Consider the following 23,946-nt stretch of genomic DNA (forward strand, 5'->3'; position numbering starts at 1 on the left):
GTGAGGATGAATATGGCTTATACAGAAGAGCAAATTGAAAATATCAAAACACGAATTTTATCAGCCTTGGAAGAAGTTATTGACCCTGAGTTGGGAATCGATATTGTCAATCTTGGTTTAATCTATGAGATTCGTTTTGATGGCGATACAGGACAAACAGAGATTGATATGACTTTGACAACCATGGGTTGTCCCCTGGCAGACCTTTTGACGGATCAGATTTATGATGCCATGACAGAGGTCCCAGAAGTGACTGATACTGAGGTTAAATTGGTTTGGTATCCAGCCTGGACTGTTGAAAAAATGAGTCGCTATGCACGCATTGCCCTAGGCATTAAGTAAACATATAAAAACATGTGAGAGATTATTGGAAAAGCGAGGAAATTTCCCCCTCTTTTCCTCTAGTCTCTCCTTTCTTTTGCTGATTTTATTCAAAGAAAATGATATAATAGTAGTTATGGAAAAAAAGAAATTACGCATCAATATGTTGAGTTCAAGTGAGAAAGTAGCAGGACAAGGAGTTTCAGGTGCCTACCGTGAATTAGTTCGTCTTCTTCACCGTGATGCCAAGGACCAATTGATTGTTACAGAAAATCTTCCAATAGAGGCAGATGTGACTCACTTTCATACAATTGATTTCCCCTATTATTTATCAACATTCCAGAAGAAACGATCAGGAAGGAAAATTGGCTATGTGCATTTCTTGCCTGATACACTTGAGGGGAGTTTGAAAATTCCATTTTTCTTAAAGGGAATTGTGAAACGCTATGTATTTTCTTTTTACAACCGGATGGAGCACTTGGTGGTGGTCAATCCTATGTTTATCGAGGATTTGGTGGCAGCTGGTATTCCACGTGAAAAAGTGACCTATATTCCTAACTTTGTCAACAAGGAAAAATGGCATCCTCTTCCACAGGAAGAGGTAGCGAGACTGCGAACAGAGCTAGGTCTTAGTGACAATCAGTTTATCGTAGTAGGTGCTGGTCAAGTTCAGAAACGCAAAGGGATTGACGATTTTATCCGTCTGGCTGAGGAATTGCCTCAGATTACCTTTATCTGGGCCGGTGGTTTCTCTTTTGGTGGTATGACAGATGGTTATGAGTGCTACAAGAAAATCATGGAGAATCCCCCTAAAAATTTGATTTTTCCAGGTATTGTATCGCCAGAGCGTATGCGCGAATTGTATGCCCTAGCGGACCTTTTCTTGTTGCCTAGTTATAATGAGCTCTTTCCGATGACGATTTTAGAGGCTGCCAGTTGTGAAGCTCCTATTATGTTGCGTGATTTGGATCTTTATAAGGTAATTTTGGAGGGGAATTATCGGGCGACAGCAGACAGAGAAGAGATGAAAGAAGCTATTTTGGAATATCAAGCAAATCCTGTTGCTTTAAAAGACCTCAAAGAAAAAGCTAAGAATATTTCCAGAGAGTATTCTGAAGAGCATCTGTTACAAATCTGGTTGGACTTTTATGAGAAACAAGCCGCTTTAGGGAGAAAGTAAAAAGTGAGGTAATCTATGCGAATTGGTTTATTTACAGATACCTATTTTCCTCAGGTTTCAGGTGTTGCGACCAGTATTCGAACCTTGAAAACCGAACTTGAAAAGCAGGGACATGCTGTTTTTATCTTTACGACGACAGATAAGGATGTCAATCGTTATGAAGATTGGCAAATTATCCGCATTCCAAGTGTTCCCTTCTTTGCTTTTAAAGATCGTCGCTTTGCCTATCGAGGCTTCAGCAAGGCGCTTGAAATTGCTAAACAATATCAGCTAGATATTATCCACACTCAGACAGAATTTTCTCTTGGCTTGTTGGGGATTTGGATTGCGCGTGAATTGAAGATTCCGGTCATCCATACCTATCACACCCAATACGAAGACTACGTGCATTATATTGCTAAGGGGATGTTGATTCGTCCGAGTATGGTTAAGTACCTAGTCAGAGGTTTCCTGCATGATGTGGATGGGGTGATTTGCCCGAGTGAGATTGTCCGAGACTTGCTATCTGACTATAAAGTCAAGGTTGAAAAACGTGTTATTCCTACAGGGATTGAATTAGCCAAGTTTGAGCGTCCAGAAATCAAGCAAGAAAATTTGAAAGAACTGCGTAGTAAACTAGGGATTCAAGATGATGAACAGATGTTGCTGAGTCTTTCAAGAATTTCCTATGAAAAAAATATTCAAGCAGTTTTAGCAGCTTTTGCAGAAGTTCTGAAAGAAGAAGACAAGGTTAAACTGGTGGTAGCTGGGGACGGTCCTTATCTGGATGACCTCAAAGAGCAAGCCCAGAAACTAGAGATTCAAGACTCTGTTATCTTTACAGGTATGATTGCTCCTAGTGAGACAGCTCTTTACTATAAAGCGGCGGATTTCTTCATCTCGGCATCGACAAGTGAAACGCAAGGTTTGACCTACTTGGAAAGCTTGGCTAGTGGAACGCCTGTCATTGCTCACGGAAATCCTTATCTGGACAATCTTATCAGTGATAAAATGTTTGGAACCTTGTACTATGGAGAACATGATTTGGCTGGTGCTATTTTGGAAGCCCTGATTGCAACACCAGACATGAATGAGCAGACCTTATCAGAGAAGTTGTACGAGATTTCAGCTGAAAACTTTGGAAAACGGGTACATGAGTTTTATCTGGATGCTATTATTTCAAATAATTTCCAGAAAGATTTAGCCAAAGATGATACGGTCAGTCAGCGTATCTTTAAGACAGTTTTGTATTTACCACAACAGGTAGTTGCTGTACCTGTAAAAGGCTCTAGACGGATGCTGAAGGCATCAAAAACACAGTTAATCAGCATCAGAGATTATTGGAAAGACAGTGAAGAATAGAAAGAGGAACAGCTATGAAAAAACAATTAATGAGAAGTGGTCGTGATAAAAAGATTGCTGGTGTTTGTGCTGGAGTGGCTCATTATTTTGATATGGATCCCACTATTGTTCGTGTAATATGGGGTGTTCTTGCTTTTGGTTACGGAGCAGGAATTGTGGCTTATATCATTTTATGGATTATTGCACCCGTAGCAAGTGACTATTGAAAACTAGCTCAATTCATGCTAAGATAATAGAAAATAGAATGTAACGAAGGAGATAAAAATGGCATTTGGAGATAATGGAAAACGTAAAAAAACGATGTTTGAGAAAATAACCTTGTTTATCGTGATTATCATGCTAGTAGCAAGTTTATTGGGAATTTTTGCAACTGCAATTGGTGCCCTCAGTAATCTATAAAATAGATTTAAGAAAATTTTGTGACTGGGATTTCCCAGCCCTTTTTTAAAGTGAGAAGAAAAAATGAGTATGTTTTTAGATACAGTCAAGATCAAGGTCAAGGCTGGTAATGGTGGCGATGGCATGGTTGCCTTTCGCCGTGAAAAATATGTCCCTAATGGCGGTCCTTGGGGTGGTGATGGTGGTCGTGGAGGGAATGTAGTCTTCGTTGTAGACGAAGGTTTGCGTACCTTGATGGATTTCCGCTACAATCGCCATTTCAAGGCTGATTCTGGTGAAAAAGGAATGACCAAAGGGATGCATGGTCGTGGTGCTGAAGACCTAAGAGTTCGTGTACCGCAAGGTACGACTGTTCGTGATGCGGAAACTGGTAAGGTCTTGACAGATTTGATTGAACACGGGCAAGAATTTATTGTAGCCCACGGTGGTCGTGGTGGTCGTGGAAATATCCGTTTTGCAACACCAAAAAATCCTGCACCTGAAATCTCTGAAAATGGAGAACCAGGTCAGGAACGTGAGTTACAATTGGAACTAAAAATCTTGGCTGATGTTGGTTTAGTTGGATTCCCATCTGTAGGGAAATCAACCCTTTTAAGTGTTATTACCTCAGCTAAACCTAAAATTGGTGCCTACCACTTTACGACCATTGTGCCAAATCTAGGCATGGTGCGTACCCAATCAGGTGAATCCTTTGCAGTAGCTGATTTACCAGGTTTGATTGAAGGGGCTAGTCAGGGTGTTGGTCTGGGAACTCAGTTCCTCCGTCACATCGAGCGTACACGTGTCATCCTTCACATCATTGATATGTCAGCTAGCGAAGGCCGTGATCCTTATGAGGACTACCTAGCGATCAATAAAGAGCTGGAGTCATACAATCTTCGACTCATGGAGCGTCCACAGATTATCGTAGCCAATAAGATGGATATGCCTGAGAGTCAGGAAAATCTTGAAGAATTTAAGAAAAAATTAGCTGAAAACTACGATGAATTTGAAGAGCTACCAGCTATCTTCCCAATTTCTGGATTGACCAAGCAAGGTCTGGCAACGCTCTTGGATGCTACAGCTGAATTGTTAGACAAGACACCAGAATTCTTGCTCTACGACGAGTCCGATATGGAAGAAGAAGCTTACTATGGATTTGATGAGGAAGAAAAAGCCTTTGAAATTAGTCGTGATGACGATGCAACGTGGGTACTTTCTGGTGAAAAACTCATGAAACTCTTCAATATGACCAACTTTGATCGGGACGAATCAGTCATGAAATTTGCCCGCCAGCTTCGTGGTATGGGGGTTGATGAAGCCCTTCGTGCGCGTGGTGCTAAAGATGGTGATTTGGTCCGCATTGGTAAATTTGAGTTTGAATTTGTAGACTAGGAGACTGATATGGGAGATAAACCGATATCTTTCCGAGATGCGGATGGCAATTTTGTTTCTGCCGCAGACGTTTGGAATGAAAAGAAATTGGAAGAACTATTTAATCGTCTCAATCCAAATCGTGCCCTGAGATTAGCACGAACTAAAAAAGAAATCCATCTCAGTAAAGAATATAAGAAAATTCCGTGCCACATCAGACACGGAATTTTCTTATTCTTCAAAGAAAAATGGTGGAGCGAATTTTTTCAATTCTTCAAAGCATTTTTGGGCAGCTTCTGCATCTTCACAGATGACAAGGCAGACATCATCACCACAGAGGGTAGCGATAGCATCAGGGAAGCTCAAAGCATCAATGATAGAACCAAAGGATTGAGCAAGTCCAGGAAGGGTTTTTAGTAGGACTTGGTGTTGAACTGGGCGCATCAAGACAAGAGCATCTTCCATGTAAATTTCGAGACGTTTTTCCCATTTTGAGATAGAACCTGTATTGAGCACGTAGTAAGAGTTGTCTTCTTCTCGTACTTTTGAGAGGTTCATGCTTTTAATATCTCTCGAAAGTGTAGCTTGTGTAACTTGAATATCATTATCGGCAAGAAGAGCTTGTAGCTCAGCTTGAGTATGAATCTTGTTTTTCGTTACAAGAGCCCGTATGAGCTGGTGTCGGTGTTCAGATTTATTCATAAAATATTACTCCTTGTACTAGGTACAGAAAGCGAGGACTGAACGAGATCGTCAGTCGAGTGGTAAGCGGTATTGTCACGTATGATGATTTTAAAGTCAGTAGTATACAGAACTATACGGAGAAAATCTCCTTCTTTTAACTTGTCACTAGTTGGGTGGAGATGAATAGGCTTTATATCTGTTGTGTTCTTTACTGACAGTAAATCATTCCATTAGGGTAGCATTTTGTCACGACTTGTTGTAAATTTATGATTAATGTTAATTCACAGAGATTTTCCAACATGTAGTGTGGTAGCGTGTATGATAGAGGGTTACACATGTTGGTTAGGGTCTTAGTATCTTTTCTCCAAGCTCCCGTGTAGACTGATCATAAGTCTATATAGGGATTGTATTTGATACCAAGTGTATGTTTCGTTAGACTATTCAATTGGAAATCTTCCATATTGAAAGTCTGATATATTATACCTTTTGACAAGGTAGGATAAGAGTAGACTGTTCAAGATCAACAGTCAGGTGGTAAGCGGTATTGTCACGGATTGTGATTTCAAAGTCAGTAGTATAGAGGACTAAACGAAGAGTATCTCCTTCTTTTAACTTGTAAATAGTTGGTTGCAGTTCAAATTGCACATCCATCCATTCATCTGCAGTAATATCCTCTACGAACAGTAAATCATTTCTATTTTGCAAATTGAAATAGCCTTTTGTCACGACGCGTTGTGCATTTTCACGAAAAGGCAATTCACAGAGATTTTCCAACATGTAGTAGCGACCGTTGTCAATGGTTCTAGAACTTAAAATAGCTGGATAAGGTTGTAGGTATTTCCTCTGTCCAAATTCTAGCAGTTGGGCAGATAAGAGCCCCTTATTTGTACTGGATTTGATACGTAGATTGAGCTGAGCATGACCGTTCAAGTGAAGGTCTTTGGTTACAGGAAGGTCAATAGTAATCTGATTGGCTTTCCCTTGATAGAGTTCTGTATTGAAGGTCTGGTAGGTCTTACCATAACGCTCAAAATCCTTATCTGAGTACTGGTTTTGAATAACTTTCTCTTCTTGACCAAGTGAGAAGGATTCAAAGTTATCTTGCTCACCGAAGGTATCAAGTGATAGCCAAGTCTGAGGAGCTGTATTGTCCTGCCAAATGACAGTAGGAAGTTGAAAATCTGTCTCTTCTCCCAGTAATTTCTTAGTCAATAAGGCGTTCATGGACTCACGGAAGTCAATGGACTGCCAGTTGTTCATGTAAACATGTGCGCCATTATGGAAAAAGAGGTGCTTGTGTATATGAGCAGGAAGAGCATGGAACATCTGGTAAACATGAAGTGGTTTGACATTCCAATCCTGTGAACCATGGGTAAAGACAACCTCTGCCTTTACTTTATCAGCATTGAGCAGATAGTTGCGGTCATGCCAAAATTGATTGTAGTCACCAGATTTGCGATCTAACTGTTCTTTTACTTTTTCTAAGTCAGCTTGGTGAGCCTCATTACCACGGATATAGTCACCAGCCAAGAGATTACGAGAGTAGGTTAGTTCAGCAAGAGAGTCAAAGTCCTCCCCTGGATACCCACCTGGGCTAGTCACCAGACCGTTTTCACGATAGTAATTGTACCATGAAGAAATGCCTGCCTCGGCAATAATGACTTCTAACCCATCTACACCTGTAGTCGCTAGACCATTGGACATGGTACCTAGATAGGAAAGTCCCGTTGTGGCTACTTTTCCGTTTGACCAGTCAGCCTTGACTTGACGCTGGCGCGTGTGGTCAGTAAAGGCACGGCAGCGACCATTGAGCCAGTCGATGACATTTTTATAAGCCTCAATTTGCTGGTAGTCTCCATTAGTCATGAAACCTGTGGAGTCTTTGGTACCAACACCTGAGACATAGAGATTAGCAAACCCTCGTGGAAGGAAGTAGTCGTTGAGTGTATAGCTAGCGTTGATGTGCGTTAGCTTTTCTTCAGCTTTTGACACTAGCTCAGCTTGACCTTGAGGTTGGACAAGATTTAGTTGAGGCTCCTCTAGCTCAATCTTGTGAGCAGATTTAACCTCAAGCTCACCTTCCATCTTGTAGAGAGCCTTATCACTGGCTTTGTCATTGGTTCCTTGATGATAGGGACTTACAGTCATGATAGCAGGAATTTGCCCGTCATAACGAGGACGAATAATGCTGACCTTGACTAAGTCTGGTAGCCCTTTTTGGTCAGTATCGACACGAGATTCAACGTAAACGACTTCACGAATGACATCATGGCTAGAAAAAGTAGCCAAACTCTTGCCGTTAAAGTAGTGGTAGTCATTATCCTCAGGAATAAGACCATCACTAACAAGTTGGTCGATAAGAGTATTTCCCTTTTTGGTGCGAGTATTGAGTAACTGATAGAGATTTTCAATCAAGTCACCATATACAATGGGAAAAGCAGTCTCTTTACGAAAAGCATCACTGTCTTCAAAGTCAACCAAGTAAGAAAAACCTAAGAGTTGAAAGGCTACAGTATAGAAAATATCTGCAGTCAGTTCTTTGTCTGACTGAAAAAATGTCAGTAAGTCAGTTTCTTTATCAACTGCTAAACTAGATAGGGGATAGGTGCTATCTTTGTAATTAAAAAAGAAACGAATAAGAAACTCCTCGAGCATTTTTTTATTTGTAATGTTGACTGGTAAATCAAACCCGTACTTTTTTAATTCAAAGATAATTGTATCTATAGGTAGCGCTAAATAGCTGAATTGATTAAAACGCATAAAACCTCCGATAAAATAATACTTTAGATTATTATATCAAAAAAAGTGGGAAAAACCAAGATTAATCTCTCCATAAAATAACATGCATTCAGTTATATAGTTTAATATAATGAGTTTTAAAAAAAGAAGAAATTTACTTTTATAAAATAGAAAAGAAACTTGATGTACATTGACTAAATCGGGGGGGGGGTGGTATAATTGGAGTATGTAATTGTATACATGATTACAAATCATATAATAAGAAAGTGATAGAAATGTATAAATCAAAAAGACGGAAAAATAAATCTTTTGATTGGTATGGTTTGAGCCAACGTTTCTCTATTCGTAAGTATCATTTTGGTGCTGCGAGTGTGCTGTTGGGGACAGCCTTGATTTTGGGTGCTGCCCAAACGACTGCCAAGGCAGAAGAAACAGTTACTGAAAATAAAACAGAAGCTGTTGCATCTGCTCCAAAAGATGATAAGGCAAGTGAGAATGTCACAAATGTGACGACACCAGCTCTTTCTGCTACGACAGAAGCTGCTGTAGTAGAAAAGCCAACCTTGAGTGATGAGGAAGTTGCAAAATTAGCTGCTGAAGCATCTAAGAAAGATGATAAAGCATCTGAAACAGCTACAACTGAAAAAACAGAAGCAGCTGACAAAGAAAAAGCAACACTAACTGCTCCTTTAACTGACAAAAAAGCTGATAAAGCAGTTGATGAAAAAGCTGATAAAAAGGACGAAAAGAAAGCAGAAAACCCAATTACTGCTACTAAAACTGTCCTTGAGCAATTGACATCTGAAGCAGAAGTATTGAACACAACTGCCTCAAACTTTGCGGATAAAAAGGCAGAAGATAAAGCTGGAAAAGAAGCAATCGCAACCGCAGTAGCTTCAGCTAAAGTTCAAATCGAAGCTTCTAAGAAAGCTCTTGCTGCTGGAGAAATCACTAAGCAAGAATTGGATGCCCAACTCCAACGTATCTCATCTGCCATCGAAGCAGTCTATGATGAGATGAAACGTGCAGGACACTTAGGTAAAGTTGAAGCAGTGTTGGCAGGTGAAACTACTACCAATACAGCAATCGTAGCTCCTACAACTAAGACCCCAGTAAAAAATATTAATAAATTAACGGATGAAGAGATAGCAGCGGTTAAACGTGAAATCATGAATGCTAACCCAAGTATTACAGACCCTTCTATGATTGAAGTAGTACAAGATGGGAATGGAACTGCAGGTGGAGCAACTGTTACAATAAATGGTGTTAAAACTAATATTCCTTCTGGAGATACTGTTGTTGGTACTGCGGGTACAAAAAACTTAGAGCAACTTAAAAATAATATTAACTGGTTCGACTTTGCAGCAGCATCTATTACCTACTCTAATGGTACTGTAGTAGGGCCTGCAAGAAAATTAGCGCAACCAATTACTAAAACCATCACATATCCAAATGGTGATAGAGTTGAAGGTAAAATCACAATGGTTCGTGATGTTACCTATGCTGATGGTTCAAAAGGATTAACTACTGATGATAAATTCTTGAATTCAGGAACTGCAAAATATGTCGAACATTTATACTACACGGGTGGAGCTCAAAATGACCATGAACTTTATGAAGCCCTGCAAGAAGGTATGAAGTTTAATGTTAAAACGAAAGTTGAAGGATATGCTTTAACAGCAACTGTTATTAAACTAGGTTCCAAAGCAGTAGACTCTGATCCAAATAAAACACCAGCAGGACCAGTGAATGCTGTACGTGATTATGGTGATTGGGGTTCTGATAAACAATTAGCAAAAGCACAGGCTGAAGACAAAAGATTCAAAGCAAATGCTACTAAGAACAAAACAACGTTGGCTAATAATCCAACAGTTTCAGTAAATGGTGTAGCATTAACACTGCCAGAATATCCAACAGAAACATTTGCTAATACAGATGCCTATTATTCAAAAGCAGCTGCTTATAATGGAGCAGTTAAAGCTTATAATCAAGCTATTGATGCTCAACAATTATCTGCAACGAAATTGTCAGAAACTGGGTTCACTTATGTTAATGTGAATGGTAAGGCTGTACCAAACGGATCAGCTAATCTTTATAAAAAAATTGGTAACGAAAGAAAAGCGGATGTACTTATAACAGCTCAAGACACTCAATGGTCATACTTAAGGAAAGCAGGATTACCGACAATAAATCCAGACGGAAGTGAAATGCTTACTGCATTCACGTCATCTCGTGATGAATCAAACGTTGGGGTAACATTTGCACTTTCTGCAACATACAATGGTCGTATTGTAGATGTTAACGTAATTGCTGCCGATGCTGAAGAAGCTGGACGTACTGAAATTGTTCAATTCGAGACAGATGGAACGAAATGGGAACAATTCATGGCATTAAATCTTCAAAAAGATATTGATGAAAAAACTGCTCAAGGAGTTTACCCAAGTAGACAAAGTGATGTTAATGCGGATGGACGTCTTGCAGAAGCAGGATATAATCCGAAAGATTGGGTTAACGTAGATGAAAATGGGAATCCTTCTGCGTATGGAACTAATACATTCGGAGCTAACTACACATCTATGGGTTCTAAAAACTCATTACCAATAGCGCTTTCTCAAAACGTTAAGACATTATCAATGTATCTAAACTCTGCAGGTGCGCAAGCTGGTACAATTGGTTTCATGATTTATGACGGTGGAGATGCTCCGCAATCCTATGGGTCAGCTCAACATATCATCGGTGACTTTAATAAAGAAGTTGTTAAAGATGGTGTTAAAACACAAGTAACTGCGACTCAACCCTATCTGGGTAATGTTAAAGGGGATCCAGATTTCCGTTCAACAAAAACAGACCCTTCAGGTGGCTGGGTACTAGATGACTTAATCACATCAGAAAAATATAAAGAAACACCATTAGAGTCAGGTAAAACTGTTGTAACAACAGACAAAGGTGTAACAGGTAAATATTTACTATTACCGAACGGTAATGCTGTGATTGAGAAATCAGATAACACACGTGTGTTATTAAACCAAGGTGATGTTATCGAGATGGTAAATCCGTCAACTAAACTGCCGATTCGTGGTATTTATAACCATACAACTGGTGCATTAGGTGAAGGCACACTTGGAGATGAAGGAGAAAGTCAATTACTCGATCCGGCTGTGGCAACTGAGTATAAACTCCGCCAAGCTCAAGGAAATGAATATGTTCTTGACGGTGTACGAGCTAATCTTGGTGTCAATAATGACAAAGCCTATGTTCGTGGTTGGGTAGATTTCAATAATAACGGTAAGTTTGATCTTAATGAATCTTCTGAAATTGTTGAAGTTAACCAAAATGGAACGTACAGCATTAAATTTAAAAACACACCACAATTACTAGATACTTCAGCAGATAGTCTAGGTGTACGTTTACGTATTTCACTAACTAAAGATGAAATTTTAGAACCAACTGGTGTAGCATCATCAGGGGAAGTAGAAGACTTTGAAACGCATGTTATCCATATGCCACGTGGTACCAAACATGAAACAAAAGATTTCCAAGGTCGTGAGCAAACTGTTAAGTTACCAACCAATGCAATGTTCACAGCTAGTGGTAAAAACAAAGATTCTAACTATAAACAATGGGCTCAAATTGAAAATGATAACTTGCCACCGAAAATTGTTTTAACAGATAAACAAGTGGCGTCAGAAGAAGCTTACACACCAACAGATAGCGAATTACCATCAAACTATCGTAAAGGTGATGACGGCAAAGTTTTCGTTGAACGTAATGGTGCAACAGTATTCACTGGAGAGTATGTAACCGTTAAGGATAAGAACAATAAAGTTCTCGGTAAAGGTCTAAAAATTACAAATCCATTGAATAACAAAACAGAATACTTATTAGATACATACACTGAATACGATACTGCAGGAAATGAAGTAGGTACCTATAAAGTTAACCCAGCAAGTAACGGTAAGAATGTTTCTATTGGTAACGGTTTATACGAAACTACATTAACTTTCAAACCAGTAGATGCATATGTAGGTACAGCAAAAGGTATCGCAGTACGTGCATGGGATGATAACAATAGTTCAACTGGTTGGGAAGCGACTAATGATACTATTGAAACTTCTAAGACATCTACTACACTAGCAGAAAAAGATAAAGTATTAGAAAATACAAATAATGGAAATAATGGCTATAAATCTATGGATACAAGCTATATTCCAACTGTTATTGACGTTCGTCCTGTTGGTGAAGATACAATTACAGAAGATGTACAAGGAAAACCGCAATCATCAAATCCAACAATTCCAGCTTATGCAACTGTTGAAACAGTAACAAATGATAAGATTGAAGATACTAAGTATGCTGCGAATTTTGTTATTTTAGATAAAACTAAAAAGCCAACATTAGCTACACAAAAAGAAAATCCTGGAAAATTATATACAGAAGATACAAAAGTTGATAAAGAAACAACACTTACATTAACAGACGGTACTACTGCAACTTATAAACCAGTTGATAAGATTCCAGCAAATACTGTAATAGCTAAAGATGGAAATGTGGAAGTAACAGGAACTGGAAATGTAGTTCTAAATAATGTTCGTCTAGTAACAGGAAGCCAAATTCCTGCAGGATCTAAACCTCAAAGTAATCATCCTACTACAGTAGAAGTTCAAGTTACTTTAGCTGATGGAACTGAGCAAACAATTCCAGCAGGAGGAACAATTCCAGGTGGAGCTACAATTAAGACCCCATTTACTAATACAGCTACAAATACATTTAATAATGTCACATACAATAATGGACAAACTATTCCAGCAGCATCAGCTGGTAAGATTTCTTCATTAGCAAAAGAAACGTCAGCAGATCAATTAGTAGAAAAAGGGAAATCTATTACATTAGATGGCACTACTTATTCTAATAACGATGTGATTCCAAAAGGAACTCGAACAATGACAACTTATGAAGATTTACGAAATGTAACTCTTCCAAATGCAGTTCATATCGATCCTCAAACAGGAGAAGTGACAAGTGTTCCACGTCGTTATACTAAAGTAACTGAAACAGAAATCGTCATTGAAAACGAAGGTACCTACACATTAAATCAAGATACTGGTGAAATTACATTCATACCAGATCCTAAATTCGTAGGAACAGGTACAGGTGTAACAAAACAACAACCGGATGTCGACTATAACGATAAAGTAGCTGGGGACCCAGTAACAAGTAAATATGGTACTGACTACGGTAAAGCCAAGTATATTCCAATCGTTAAGCCACAATCAAAAGCATCAATTACTCGTACAATTCATTATGTATACGAAAATGCTAATGACAATCCAACAAGTCAAGATTCTTATAAAGATAACGATCCAATCTTAGCAATCGATAACACACCAGTTACTCGTACACAAACGATTGATTATACTCGTGATTATAAGATCTTCTCTGAAGCAGGAACTACTGACACTGCAATTACAACTACCAACCAAGTAACAGATGCATCTGGTAATATTTATAATGTTGGAGATACTATTCCAGCGGGGACACAGTTCAACCAAGGTTCAATTATCATCGGTAAATGGACAGCTTCAAGTGATCAAAACTCTAAATTTAAAGAAATTATTTCACCAACAGTGAAAGGATATACTGCTGAAGTAGTAACAGCTGACTTCACTCCTCGTGCTGATGGTAAAATGGGACACATCCACAATGGTAAACAACCTGTAGGATTATATACTCCAGTAGCTGATAATAATAAAGATGTTGGGGCATATGAACCATTAGTATCAGAAGTGCGTTCAGACGATAAAGATGATTTCGATATGTATGTTGTTTACAAAGCTGATATTCAAAAAGCTAAAGTAACATACATCGACTTAGATGCAACAGGTGATGCTCGTATTCTTGAAGTTCAAAACGCTAATCCAGCTCCAGCAACAGGTGCTGATGCGAAAACAACTTACGGTGTTGCAACACTTCAAGGTAAATCTCATACAGCTATTCCTTACTTAACAGCTGAAACAATCAAGAAGTATGAAGATCGAGGTTATGAACTAGTAACAGACGACTATACAAATAATACTCAAGGTACAGCTATTGAGGGTGGACGTAAGTTTGATGATGATAAAGAAGTTGACCAAGCATTCAATGTTTACCTACGTCATAAAAAAGTTACTCGTAAAATTAAAGACACTCAAGAAGTAACACGTACAATCGAGTACAAATATGCAAGTACAGACGATGTACCAGCAGATAAACGTGGAACAACGGCTGCACCAACAGTAACTGAGACACTTCACTTTGAACGTGACCGTACAATTGACTACACGTTAGCAGCTAAAGAATATCCAACAGAATACGCTGCTTATAAAGCTGTGTTAGATGCTAGTGGATATGATTCGCCAGAAGAATACAAAGCTCGTGTAGTTTACTATGACCACATTACAAATAAAGCAATAGCAGCAGATGCAACAGATGCTCAAAAAGCAATCGTTACATTTGGACCATGGACTCCAGTAGGTGGAACATCTAACGATGCAATTACATTATCTGATGCAGAAAAAGCTAAAGATGATAAATTCAACCTTGTTAATTCTCCAGAAGTAACTGGTTATGTTCCAGATAACGCTACTGTAGAAGCAACTGCAGCAATCGATGCAGAAGCAGACGACTACAAGATTACAGTACTTTACACTCCAGTTGCTCAAAAAGCTGTGGTTAAATTCGTAGAAGTAGATCCAACTAATACAGATAAAGTCATTACTCCAGGTCTTGCAGATCCAATCGCAGTAACAGGTAAATCAGAAGCAGCTTACCCAGCTACAACAGCAACTTCAGTAACAGATAAAATTGCTGAGCTAGTTAAGAAAGGTTATGAACTTGTTGATAACGGATTTGTATCAGCAGACAAGTTCGATAAAGATGCTGCAGTTGATCAAGAATATGTTGTGAAATTCAAAGCTAAAGTAGTTGATGTTCCATCATTTGATCCAACAAAACCAGCAAGTAACGATAATCCAAAACCAACTCCAGGTGTAACGCCAATCGATCCAAATAATCCAGATGGACCAAAATGGACTGAAGCATTAATCAACGCTGTAAAAGTACAAGAAGAAGTAACACGTACAATTAAGTATGTATACGAAGATGGTACTCCAGTAGCAGAATCTGATTTAACAAGTGTGGCTGATAAGAAAGTTAAAACACTTAAATTCACTCGTTCTGGTAAGATTAATGTAGCAACAGGAGAAATCACATACGGAGATTGGTCAGCTGATCAAACATTCGAAGCAGTAACTTCTCCTACACTTGAGAAATACACTGCGGCAGTTGCAGGTATAACACCAGCAGTTGCAGACGTACCAGCGAAAACTGTAGCGGCTACAGATAAAGACTTTGAAGAGACAGTAATCTACTCTACAAAACCAACAACGGTAGACCCTAACAAACCAACAGATCCAACAAATCCAAATGTTACTCCACAACCTGATGATGTAGTACCTAACGATCCAAAAGGACGTACTTACAGAGAATTAGGATTAATCGAAGAAGTAACACACACAGTTCACTATAAACTTGAAGATGGATCTGATGCAGGTATTGCTGATAATGTACAAACATTAACATTTACACGTACTGCAGAAGTAGATCCAGTAACTGGAGCAATTTCTAACTTTGGTACATGGAAAGCTAAAGGTGGAGATACAACAATCGATGCTGTAACGACACCAAACAAAGACGGATATGTGGCTTCGGCGAAAACATCTACAGAACGTACAAATGTAGCAGCTACGGATAAAGATAGTGAAGAAACAATCATCTACCGTAAACTTGGTTCATATGTACCAGTAGTACCAGAAGGCATCACACCTCCAGCGGATGCTGACCTAAATCCAAAACCATATCCAAATGCAACTCCAGCAGATCCTACAAAACCAGGAACACCTACTGAAACTCCAGTAGTTCCATACATTCCTGGAACAACACCGGTAGGACCAAATGGAAAACCATTAACACCGAAAGATCCTAACGATCCAACGAAAGGATATGAAGTACCAGACCTACCAACAGATCCAACAGAAAACACTACAATTACCTATGTTAAAGATGGATCACAAGTAGCTGTTACACACTTCATCGAAGTAAACAGTGAAACTGATAAGACTGAAAAAGGTGCGGTAGCAGAATCAGTAGTAGATACTGGTGATACAGGCAAAGCATTCACTAAGGCTGCTGATGTAACAGCAACAATTGAAGCACTTAAAGCTAAAGGATATACAGTTGTTGAAAATAACTACCCAACAGATGGTACATTCGATGCAGACTCTAAGACTAACCAAGTATACAAAGTTTTAGTAACTGCTAAGCCAATTACTGTAAATCCAAACGACCCGACTCCAACTAAAGGTCAACCAATCGATCCAAATAATCCAACAGGACCAAAATGGACTCCAGAGTTGATCAAAGAGTTAGAAGACGGACGTACAGAAGAAGTGAAACGTACAATCAAGTATGTTTACGCAGATGGTTCAAAAGCTGCTGATTCAGTTCAAGAAACTAAAGAGTTCAAACGTTCAGCAACAATCAATCCAGTAACAGGTAAGGTTACATTTGGGGACTGGTCACCAGCTCAAACATTTGAAGCTGTAACTTCACCAAAAGTTACAAACTTCACTCCAGACAAAGAATCTGTACCAGCGGCAGAAGTAACAGCAACTGCTGAGGATATTAATGAAACAGTCATCTATACTACAAAACCAGCAAATATCGATCCATCTAAACCAACAGATCCAAATACACCGAACGTTACTCCAAGACCTGATGACAGAGTACCAAATGATCCAAAAGGACGTACTTACAAAGAATTAGGATTAATCGAAGAAGTAACACACACAGTTCACTACAAACTAGCTGACGGATCAGATGCAGGTATCCCTGATAATGTACAAACATTAACATTCACTCGTACAGCTGACCTAGATCCAGTAACAGGAGCAATTTCTAACTTTGGTACATGGACAGCTAAAGATAACGATACAACAATCGATGCTATAACAACTCCAAACAAACCTGGATATGTAGCTTCAGCAGCTAAATCAACAGAACGTACAAATGTACAAGCTACTGATAAAGATAGTGAAGAAACAATTATCTACCGTAAGCTCGGTTCATATGTACCGGTGATTCCAGAAGGCGTAACACCTCCAACAGGAACTGACTTAACACCAAAACCATATGAAAATCCAATAAATGAAGATCCTACAAGACCAGGAACACCTACTGAAACTCCAGTAGTACCATATATCCCTGGAACAACACCAGTAGGACCAAACGGTAAACCATTAACTCCGAAAGATCCTAACGATCCAACGAAAGGATATGAAGTACCGAAGGTACCAGAAGATCCAACTCAAAACACTACAATTACGTATGTGAAAGATGGTTCTCAAGTAGCTCTAGTTCACTTCATTAAAGCTGATGGAACTGCAGTTCACGTATCAGTTGCGGAAGCAGGAGACACAGGTAAAGCAATCAAGACAACAAACATTGATAACGTTAAAGCTGAATTAGAAGCAAAAGGTTATGAAGTTGTTGCACCAACTGATGCGGCTTATACAGCAGAACGTGTAGCATTCTATGCAGAAGCTAACCGTACATTTGATGACAAGGATGACAAAGGTAATGATGGAATTAGTCAAGTTTACTATGTAATCGTTAAAGAGGGAATCACTCCAATCGATCCAGATAAACCGCTAGATCCAAATACACCAGACGTAACTCCAAAACCAGGAGATAAAGTACCAGGCGATCCAAAACAACGTACATTTGAACAACTAGGATTACTAGATGAAGTAAATCGTACAATCAACTACAGATATGCAAATACTGATAAAGTAGATGCTGATAAACGTGGTCAAGAAGCTCGTCCAACTGTAGAACAAAAACTTCGTTACTCTCGTAAAGGTAACCTAAACAAAGTAACAGGTGAAATCACTTATACTTCTGATTGGACAAAACCTCAAATATTAGCGGAAGTAACTTCACCAGTCATCGAAGGATATGTTGCGGACATTAAAGCAGCTGAAAAAGTAGAGAATGTTGCTCATGATGCAGCTGACTCTGTTGTAAACGTTGTTTACACACCACTAGGAAAATATGTACCAAAAGTACCAGAAGGATTCGAAGTTCCAAAAGTTGAGAAACCTCAATATCCAAACGATCCAACAGATCCAACGAAACCAGGAACACCAACAACAGTGATTCCTCACGTTCCAGGAACAACTCCAAAAGATCCAAATGGAAACCCACTGAAACCAGTAGATCCAAATGATCCAAGTAAAGGATATGTTCCACCAACACCTGAAAACCCAACAGAAGATACACAAATCACTTATGAGAAAGATACTCAAAAAGCGAAAGTAACTTATGTGGTAGAAGGAACAGGAACAGTACTTCACACAGATAACCTAGAAGGCAAATCTGGAGAACCAATTGAGTACTCAACAGTAACAAAACTTGCTGAATTGAAAGCTCTAGGATATGACTTAGTAACTGATGGATTCACAACAGCTACAGATAAGAACTACGATAAAGATACAAAAGTAGATCAAAGCTTCGTTGTAACAGTGAAACCACATGTTGAGCCAATCAAACCAGTAGATCCAGAAAATCCAAATGATCCAAACAAACCAAACCCAGGTGATCCAATCGATCCTAACAATCCTGATGGACCAAAATGGACAGAAGATTTAATTAAGAAGATTGATACAACTCGCCACGTGAACCGTACAATTACATACGTTAACGAAAAAGGTGAGGAAGTAGCTAAGAAAGTAACAGATAAAGTAACATTCACTCGTGAAGGTAAGATTAATACTGTAACAGGTGAAATCACTTACGGTGACTGGACAGCTAAAGATGGAGATACAACATTCGATAAAGTTGAATCACCAGTAGTTAAAGGCTACATCCTGAAAGATGCCAAACAAAAAGAAGTAGCAGCTACAACAGGATTAACTGCTGACTCTAAAGATGAAAATATCAAAGTAGTTTACGTACCAGTAGGAAAAGTTACAATTACAGTACCACCAGGTGTAACACCACCAACTCCGGTAACAGATACACCATACGAAAATGTACCAGGTGAACCGGGTAAAGTTGTACCACCAAGTCCAACTAAACCACAAGATCCACAAGATCCAAATAGTCCGAAAGTACCAGTGATTCCACATATCCCAGGAACAACACCAGTGGTACCAAAAGATCCAACTAAACCAATTAGTCCGGATAACCCACTAGTTCCATTAACACCAGTTGATCCAAACGATCCAACTAAAGGATATGAAGTACCACCAGTACCAACAGATCCAAGTACAGATACACCAATCACTTACGTAACTGATAAGCAAAAAGCTATCACAAACTTTGTAGATGAAAAAGGTAAAGTTGTATCAACTCCAGTAGTTGATGAAGGTGATTCAGGAGCTAACTTCACTAAGTCTAAAGTTGATGAAGTAACTAAGACTATTGAAAAACTTGAAAAAGCTGGATACAGAGTCGTTAAGAATGAGTTCCCATCTAAAGATACAGACAGAGTATTTGATAAAGATAAATCTGTAGATCAAATCTTCACTGTGACAGTAGCTGAAAGAATTATTCCAGTTACACCAGGTAAGCCAGTAGATCCAAACGATCCAAACTTACCGAAGAACCCAGATGGAACACCTGTAACACCATCTACACCAGAGCCAGGTAAACCAGTATTCCCTGGAGATCCAAACAGTCCAGTATGGCCAAATACTGTGAAAGATCTTGTAACTGAGAAATCAGCTACACGTACGATCAAGTATGTAGATCGCAACGGAAAAGAAGTTTCTGAAACTCGTACAGAAACTATTAAGTTTACTCGTGAAGCAAAAGTAAACATAGTGACTGGTGAAATCACTTATGGTGAATGGACAACAGATCGTAACGATGATATCTTCAACGGTTACCAAGTACCAGTTGTGAAAGGATACATCGCTAAAGCTGGTGATCTAGAATCATCAACTAAAGATGTACAAGTAACTCCTGATACAATCAAGGATATCAATGAAACAGTGATTTACGATAAGTTAGGTTCATGGATCCCAAATATCCCAGGAACACCAACAAATCCAATCACATATCCAAACGATCCTAAAGATCCAACTAAACCAGGAACAGATAAACCTAAAGTACCTTATGTACCAGGATTTATCCCTGTAGATCCAGAAGGTCAACCATTGAAACCAGTTGATCCAAACGATCCAACGAAAGGATACGAAGTACCAGATGTACCTGGTGATCCAACGCAAGATACACCAATCAACTACATTCCTAAGGATCCTACACCAAATCCAACTCCATACCCAGGTCCAACTCCAGCTCCAACTCCTAAACCAGAGCCTAAGCCGGAACCAAAACCTGAGCCAAAACCAGAACCAGAAACTCCACAACCTGTAACACCTGCAGATGATGGAGATAACAACGGAAATAATAATGGTACTCCATCAACTCCAGCTCAACCTGCAGCGCCTTCTACACCTCAATACATGGATGGTCAACGTGAACTTCCAAATACAGGTACAGAAGATCATGCTAGCCTTGCAGCACTTGGACTTCTAGGAGCCCTAAGTGGATTTGGATTGATTGCTCGTAAGAAAAGAGAAGATGAAGAATAATCTTTTTGATTCTCATTAAATGCTAACTTGCAATCAGATAAAGAAAGAACTTGAGATTTGCTATCTCAGGTTCTTTTCTTTCTCTTTTTGAAAATGGTATAATATAGTGAGAACGATAGAGGAGAAGTGTAAATTGATCGCACAACTAGATACAAAGACAGTCTATAGTTTTATGGAGAGCGTCATTTCGATAGACAAGTATGTTAGAGTAGCAAAAGACTATGGCTACACTCATCTGGCTATGATGGATATTGACAATCTTTATGGGGCTTTCGACTTTCTAGAGGTTACAAAAAAATACGGCATTCATCCTTTGTTAGGGCTTGAAATGACTGTTTTAGTGGATGATCAGGAAGTGAATCTACGCTTTTTAGCTCTATCTAGTGTGGGCTATCAGCAGTTGATGAAGCTTTCAACAGCCAAGATGCAGGGGGAGAAAAGTTGGTCAGTTCTATCTCAGTATCTAGAGGATATTGCGGTAATCGTGCCTTATTTTGAAGAACTTGAGTTGTTAAATCTAGGTTGTGATTACTATATAGGGGTTTACCCAGAAACATTGGCCAGTGAATTTCACCATCCTATTTTGCCATTGTATCGGGTTAATACATTTGAAAGTAAGGATAGAGAAGTTCTTCAAGTATTAGCAGCGATTAAAGAAAATCTACCGCTCAGAGAAGTTCCCTTGCGTTCGAGACAAGATGTTTTTATATCAGCAAGTTCTTTAGAGAAACTATTCCAAGAACGTTTTCCTCAAGCCTTGGAAAACTTAGAAAAGCTTATTTCAGGTATTTCTTATGACTTGGATACTAGTCTGAAACTGCCTCGTTTTAATCCAGCAAGGCTAGCCGTAGAAGAATTGAGAGAGCGTGCTGAATTGGGGCTTGTTCAGAAGGGGTTAACTGGTAAAGAATATCAAGACCGTCTAGACCAAGAATTGGCTGTTATTCATGATATGGGCTTTGATGATTATTTCTTGGTTGTTTGGGATTTATTGCGTTTTGGACGTTCGAATGGCTATTATATGGGAATGGGCCGAGGTTCTGCAGTTGGTAGCTTGGTTTCCTATGCTTTAGACATTACAGGGATTGATCCAGTAGAGAAAAATCTGATTTTTGAACGCTTCCTCAATCGTGAACGCTATACCATGCCTGATATTGATATTGATATCCCAGATATTTATCGTCCAGATTTTATCAGATATGTTGGTAATAAATATGGTAGTAAACATGCGGCTCAAATCGTTACTTTTTCTACCTTTGGGGCTAAGCAAGCTCTTAGAGATGTTTTGAAACGTTTTGGTGTGCCAGAGTATGAATTATCTGCAATTACCAAGAAAATCAGTTTTCGTGATAATCTCAAGTCGGCCTATGAGGGTAACCTCCAGTTTCGTCAGCAAATCAATAGTAAGTTAGAATACCAAAAAGCCTTTGAAATTGCCTGCAAGATTGAGGGATATCCAAGACAAACCTCTGTCCATGCAGCTGGTGTTGTAATCAGTGACCAAGATTTGACTAATTATATCCCTCTAAAGAATGGTGATGAAATTCCACTGACTCAATATGATGCTCATGGAGTCGAAGCAAGTGGACTTTTGAAAATGGATTTTCTGGGGCTACGAAATTTGACCTTTGTTCAGAAAATGCAAGAGTTGCTTGCTGAAACAGAAGGTATTCACTTGAAAATTGAAGAAATAGATTTAGAAGACAACGCCACCCTAGCTTTATTTGCCTCTGGAAATACAAAAGGTATCTTTCAATTTGAACAACCTGGTGCCATTCGCTTGCTCAAACGTGTGCAACCAGTCTGTTTTGAGGATGTCGTAGCAACTACTTCTCTAAATCGACCAGGTGCTAGTGATTATATCAATAATTTTGTGGCAAGAAAGCATGGGCAGGAAGAAGTGACTGTTCTAGATCCAGCTCTGGAGGATATTTTGGCTCCAACTTATGGCATTATGCTCTATCAGGAGCAGGTTATGCAGGTTGCTCAGCGCTTTGCTGGATTTAGTCTTGGGAAGGCCGATATTTTGCGTCGGGCTATGGGGAAAAAGGATGCCTCTGCTATGCATGAGATGAGGGCTTCCTTTATTCAGGGAGCATTAAAAGTAGGTCATACTGCGGAAAAGGCAGAGCAGGTCTTTGATGTTATGGAGAAGTTTGCAGGTTATGGATTTAATAGATCTCACGCCTATGCTTACTCAGCCTTGGCCTTCCAGTTGGCTTATTTTAAAACACATTATCCAGCCATCTTTTATCAGATTATGTTGAATTCTGCCAACAGTGATTATGTAACAGATGCCTTAGAAGCAGGTTTTGAAGTAGCCCCATTGTCCATCAATACTATTCCCTATCACGATAAAATTGCCAACAAGTCTATCTATCTAGGTTTGAAATCAATTAAGGGGCTCAGCAAGGATTTGGCGCTTTGGATTATTGAACATAGACCTTATTCTAATATTGAAGATTTTTTAGCTAAACTACCTGAGAATTATTTGAAACTTCCCTTGCTGGAACCTTTGGTAAAAGTTGGTCTTTTCGATTCATTTGAAAAAAATCGTCAAAAAGTATTCAATAATTTAGCTAATCTATTTGAATTTGTGAAAGTGTTAGGAAGCTTATTTGGAGAGACAATTTATAGTTGGCAAGATTCGGAGGACTGGACGGAGCAAGAAAAATTCTACATGGAACAAGAGCTTCTAGGAGTAGGCGTTAGTAAACATCCTCTACAAGCTATTGCAAGTAAGGCTATTTATCCGATTACTCCTATTAGTAATTTGTCAGAAAATAGCTATGCTATTATCTTGATTGAAGTTCAGAAGATAAAAGTAATTCGTACCAAAAAGGGTGAAAATATGGCCTTCTTACAGGTAGATGACAGTAAGAAAAAATTGGATGTTACCCTCTTTTCAGATTTATATCGACGAGTTGGTCAGGAAGTAAGAGAAGGAGACTTCTACTATATTAAAGGGAAAGTCCAGTCACGTGACGGTCGTCTGCAAATGATTGCACAAGAAATAAGAGAAGCAGTGGCTGAGCGCTTTTGGATTCAGGTGAAGAATCATGATTTGGATCAAGAAATTTCACGTATTTTAGACCAGTATAAAGGCCCAATTCCAGTCATTATCAGGTATGAAGAGGAACAGAAAACTATTGTTTCTCCCCATCATTTTGTGACTAAATCTGATGAATTAGAAGCGAAATTGAATGGAATCGTTATGAAAACGATTTATCGTTAAAA

At 39.0% G+C, this 23,946-nt stretch carries 10 protein-coding genes; 8 read left to right on the forward strand and 2 right to left on the reverse strand.

The genetic code is table 11. From position 1 onward, the window contains the following. The first annotated feature begins 12 nt into the window (after positions 1-12). The 6 genes from SK637_RS04475 (at position 13) to obgE (ending at position 4,615) form a co-directional block, all read left to right on the forward strand. Positions 13-342, forward strand: a complete 330-nt coding sequence (locus SK637_RS04475; RefSeq protein ID WP_000331925.1) for a metal-sulfur cluster assembly factor — start codon at positions 13-15, stop codon at positions 340-342. Between the two features lie 115 nt (positions 343-457). After that, positions 458-1,501 carry an alpha-galactosylglucosyldiacylglycerol synthase gene (cpoA, locus tag SK637_RS04480; protein ID WP_033688735.1) on the forward strand — a complete coding sequence of 348 codons (1,044 nt, stop codon included), beginning with the start codon at positions 458-460 and terminating at the stop codon, positions 1,499-1,501. Positions 1,502-1,516: 15 nt separating this feature from the next. Next, positions 1,517-2,842, forward strand: a complete 1,326-nt coding sequence (locus SK637_RS04485; protein WP_033688736.1) for a glycosyltransferase family 4 protein — start codon at positions 1,517-1,519, stop codon at positions 2,840-2,842. Between the two features lie 29 nt (positions 2,843-2,871). Further along, positions 2,872-3,048 (forward strand): PspC domain-containing protein, encoded by a 177-nt coding sequence (locus tag SK637_RS04490; protein WP_025169691.1) that lies wholly within the window; start codon positions 2,872-2,874, stop codon positions 3,046-3,048. 58 nt (positions 3,049-3,106) lie between these two features. Continuing rightward, on the forward strand, positions 3,107-3,241 hold the full coding sequence (locus SK637_RS04495; protein ID WP_033688737.1) for a DUF4044 domain-containing protein: 135 nt from the start codon (positions 3,107-3,109) through the stop codon (positions 3,239-3,241). Positions 3,242-3,304: 63 nt separating this feature from the next. Further along, complete coding sequence (obgE, locus tag SK637_RS04500) at positions 3,305-4,615, forward strand: GTPase ObgE (protein ID WP_033688738.1); 1,311 nt, start codon at positions 3,305-3,307, stop codon at positions 4,613-4,615. Positions 4,616-4,825: 210 nt separating this feature from the next. Here obgE and SK637_RS04510 read toward each other — a convergent pair whose 3' ends face one another. Both SK637_RS04510 and SK637_RS04515 read right to left on the reverse strand, forming a co-directional pair. After that, entirely contained in the window at positions 4,826-5,296 is a 471-nt protein-coding gene (locus SK637_RS04510; protein WP_001043026.1) for an arginine repressor, read from the reverse strand. 459 nt (positions 5,297-5,755) lie between these two features. After that, a complete protein-coding gene (locus tag SK637_RS04515) occupies positions 5,756-8,038 on the reverse strand; it encodes a Xaa-Pro dipeptidyl-peptidase (RefSeq protein ID WP_033688739.1) in 2,283 nt (760 codons plus the stop codon). Positions 8,039-8,292: 254 nt separating this feature from the next. Here SK637_RS04515 and SK637_RS04520 point away from each other — a divergent pair, with 254 nt between their 5' ends. Together SK637_RS04520 and SK637_RS04525 are read left to right on the forward strand one after the other, a co-directional pair. After that, positions 8,293-20,709 carry a mucin-binding protein gene (locus tag SK637_RS04520; RefSeq protein ID WP_033688740.1) on the forward strand — a complete coding sequence of 4,139 codons (12,417 nt, stop codon included), beginning with the start codon at positions 8,293-8,295 and terminating at the stop codon, positions 20,707-20,709. Positions 20,710-20,842: 133 nt separating this feature from the next. Next, on the forward strand, positions 20,843-23,944 hold the full coding sequence (locus tag SK637_RS04525) for a DNA polymerase III subunit alpha (protein ID WP_033688741.1): 3,102 nt from the start codon (positions 20,843-20,845) through the stop codon (positions 23,942-23,944). Positions 23,945-23,946: the final 2 nt, after the last annotated feature.

The organism is Streptococcus mitis (genome assembly GCF_000722765.2).
Taxonomy (GTDB): domain Bacteria; phylum Bacillota; class Bacilli; order Lactobacillales; family Streptococcaceae; genus Streptococcus; species Streptococcus mitis_AQ.

What these genes read in the sequence shown, in the direction of transcription:
- SK637_RS04475 (WP_000331925.1), top strand. Translation starts at nt 13, where the DNA reads ATGGCTTATACAGAAGAGCAAATTGAAAATATCAAAACACGAATTTTA.
- cpoA (WP_033688735.1), top strand. Translation starts at nt 458, where the DNA reads ATGGAAAAAAAGAAATTACGCATCAATATGTTGAGTTCAAGTGAGAAA.
- SK637_RS04485 (WP_033688736.1), top strand. Translation starts at nt 1,517, where the DNA reads ATGCGAATTGGTTTATTTACAGATACCTATTTTCCTCAGGTTTCAGGT.
- SK637_RS04490 (WP_025169691.1), top strand. Translation starts at nt 2,872, where the DNA reads ATGAGAAGTGGTCGTGATAAAAAGATTGCTGGTGTTTGTGCTGGAGTG.
- SK637_RS04495 (WP_033688737.1), top strand. Translation starts at nt 3,107, where the DNA reads ATGGCATTTGGAGATAATGGAAAACGTAAAAAAACGATGTTTGAGAAA.
- obgE (WP_033688738.1), top strand. Translation starts at nt 3,305, where the DNA reads ATGAGTATGTTTTTAGATACAGTCAAGATCAAGGTCAAGGCTGGTAAT.
- SK637_RS04510 (WP_001043026.1), bottom strand. Translation starts at nt 5,296, where the DNA reads ATGAATAAATCTGAACACCGACACCAGCTCATACGGGCTCTTGTAACG.
- SK637_RS04515 (WP_033688739.1), bottom strand. Translation starts at nt 8,038, where the DNA reads ATGCGTTTTAATCAATTCAGCTATTTAGCGCTACCTATAGATACAATT.
- SK637_RS04520 (WP_033688740.1), top strand. Translation starts at nt 8,293, where the DNA reads ATGTATAAATCAAAAAGACGGAAAAATAAATCTTTTGATTGGTATGGT.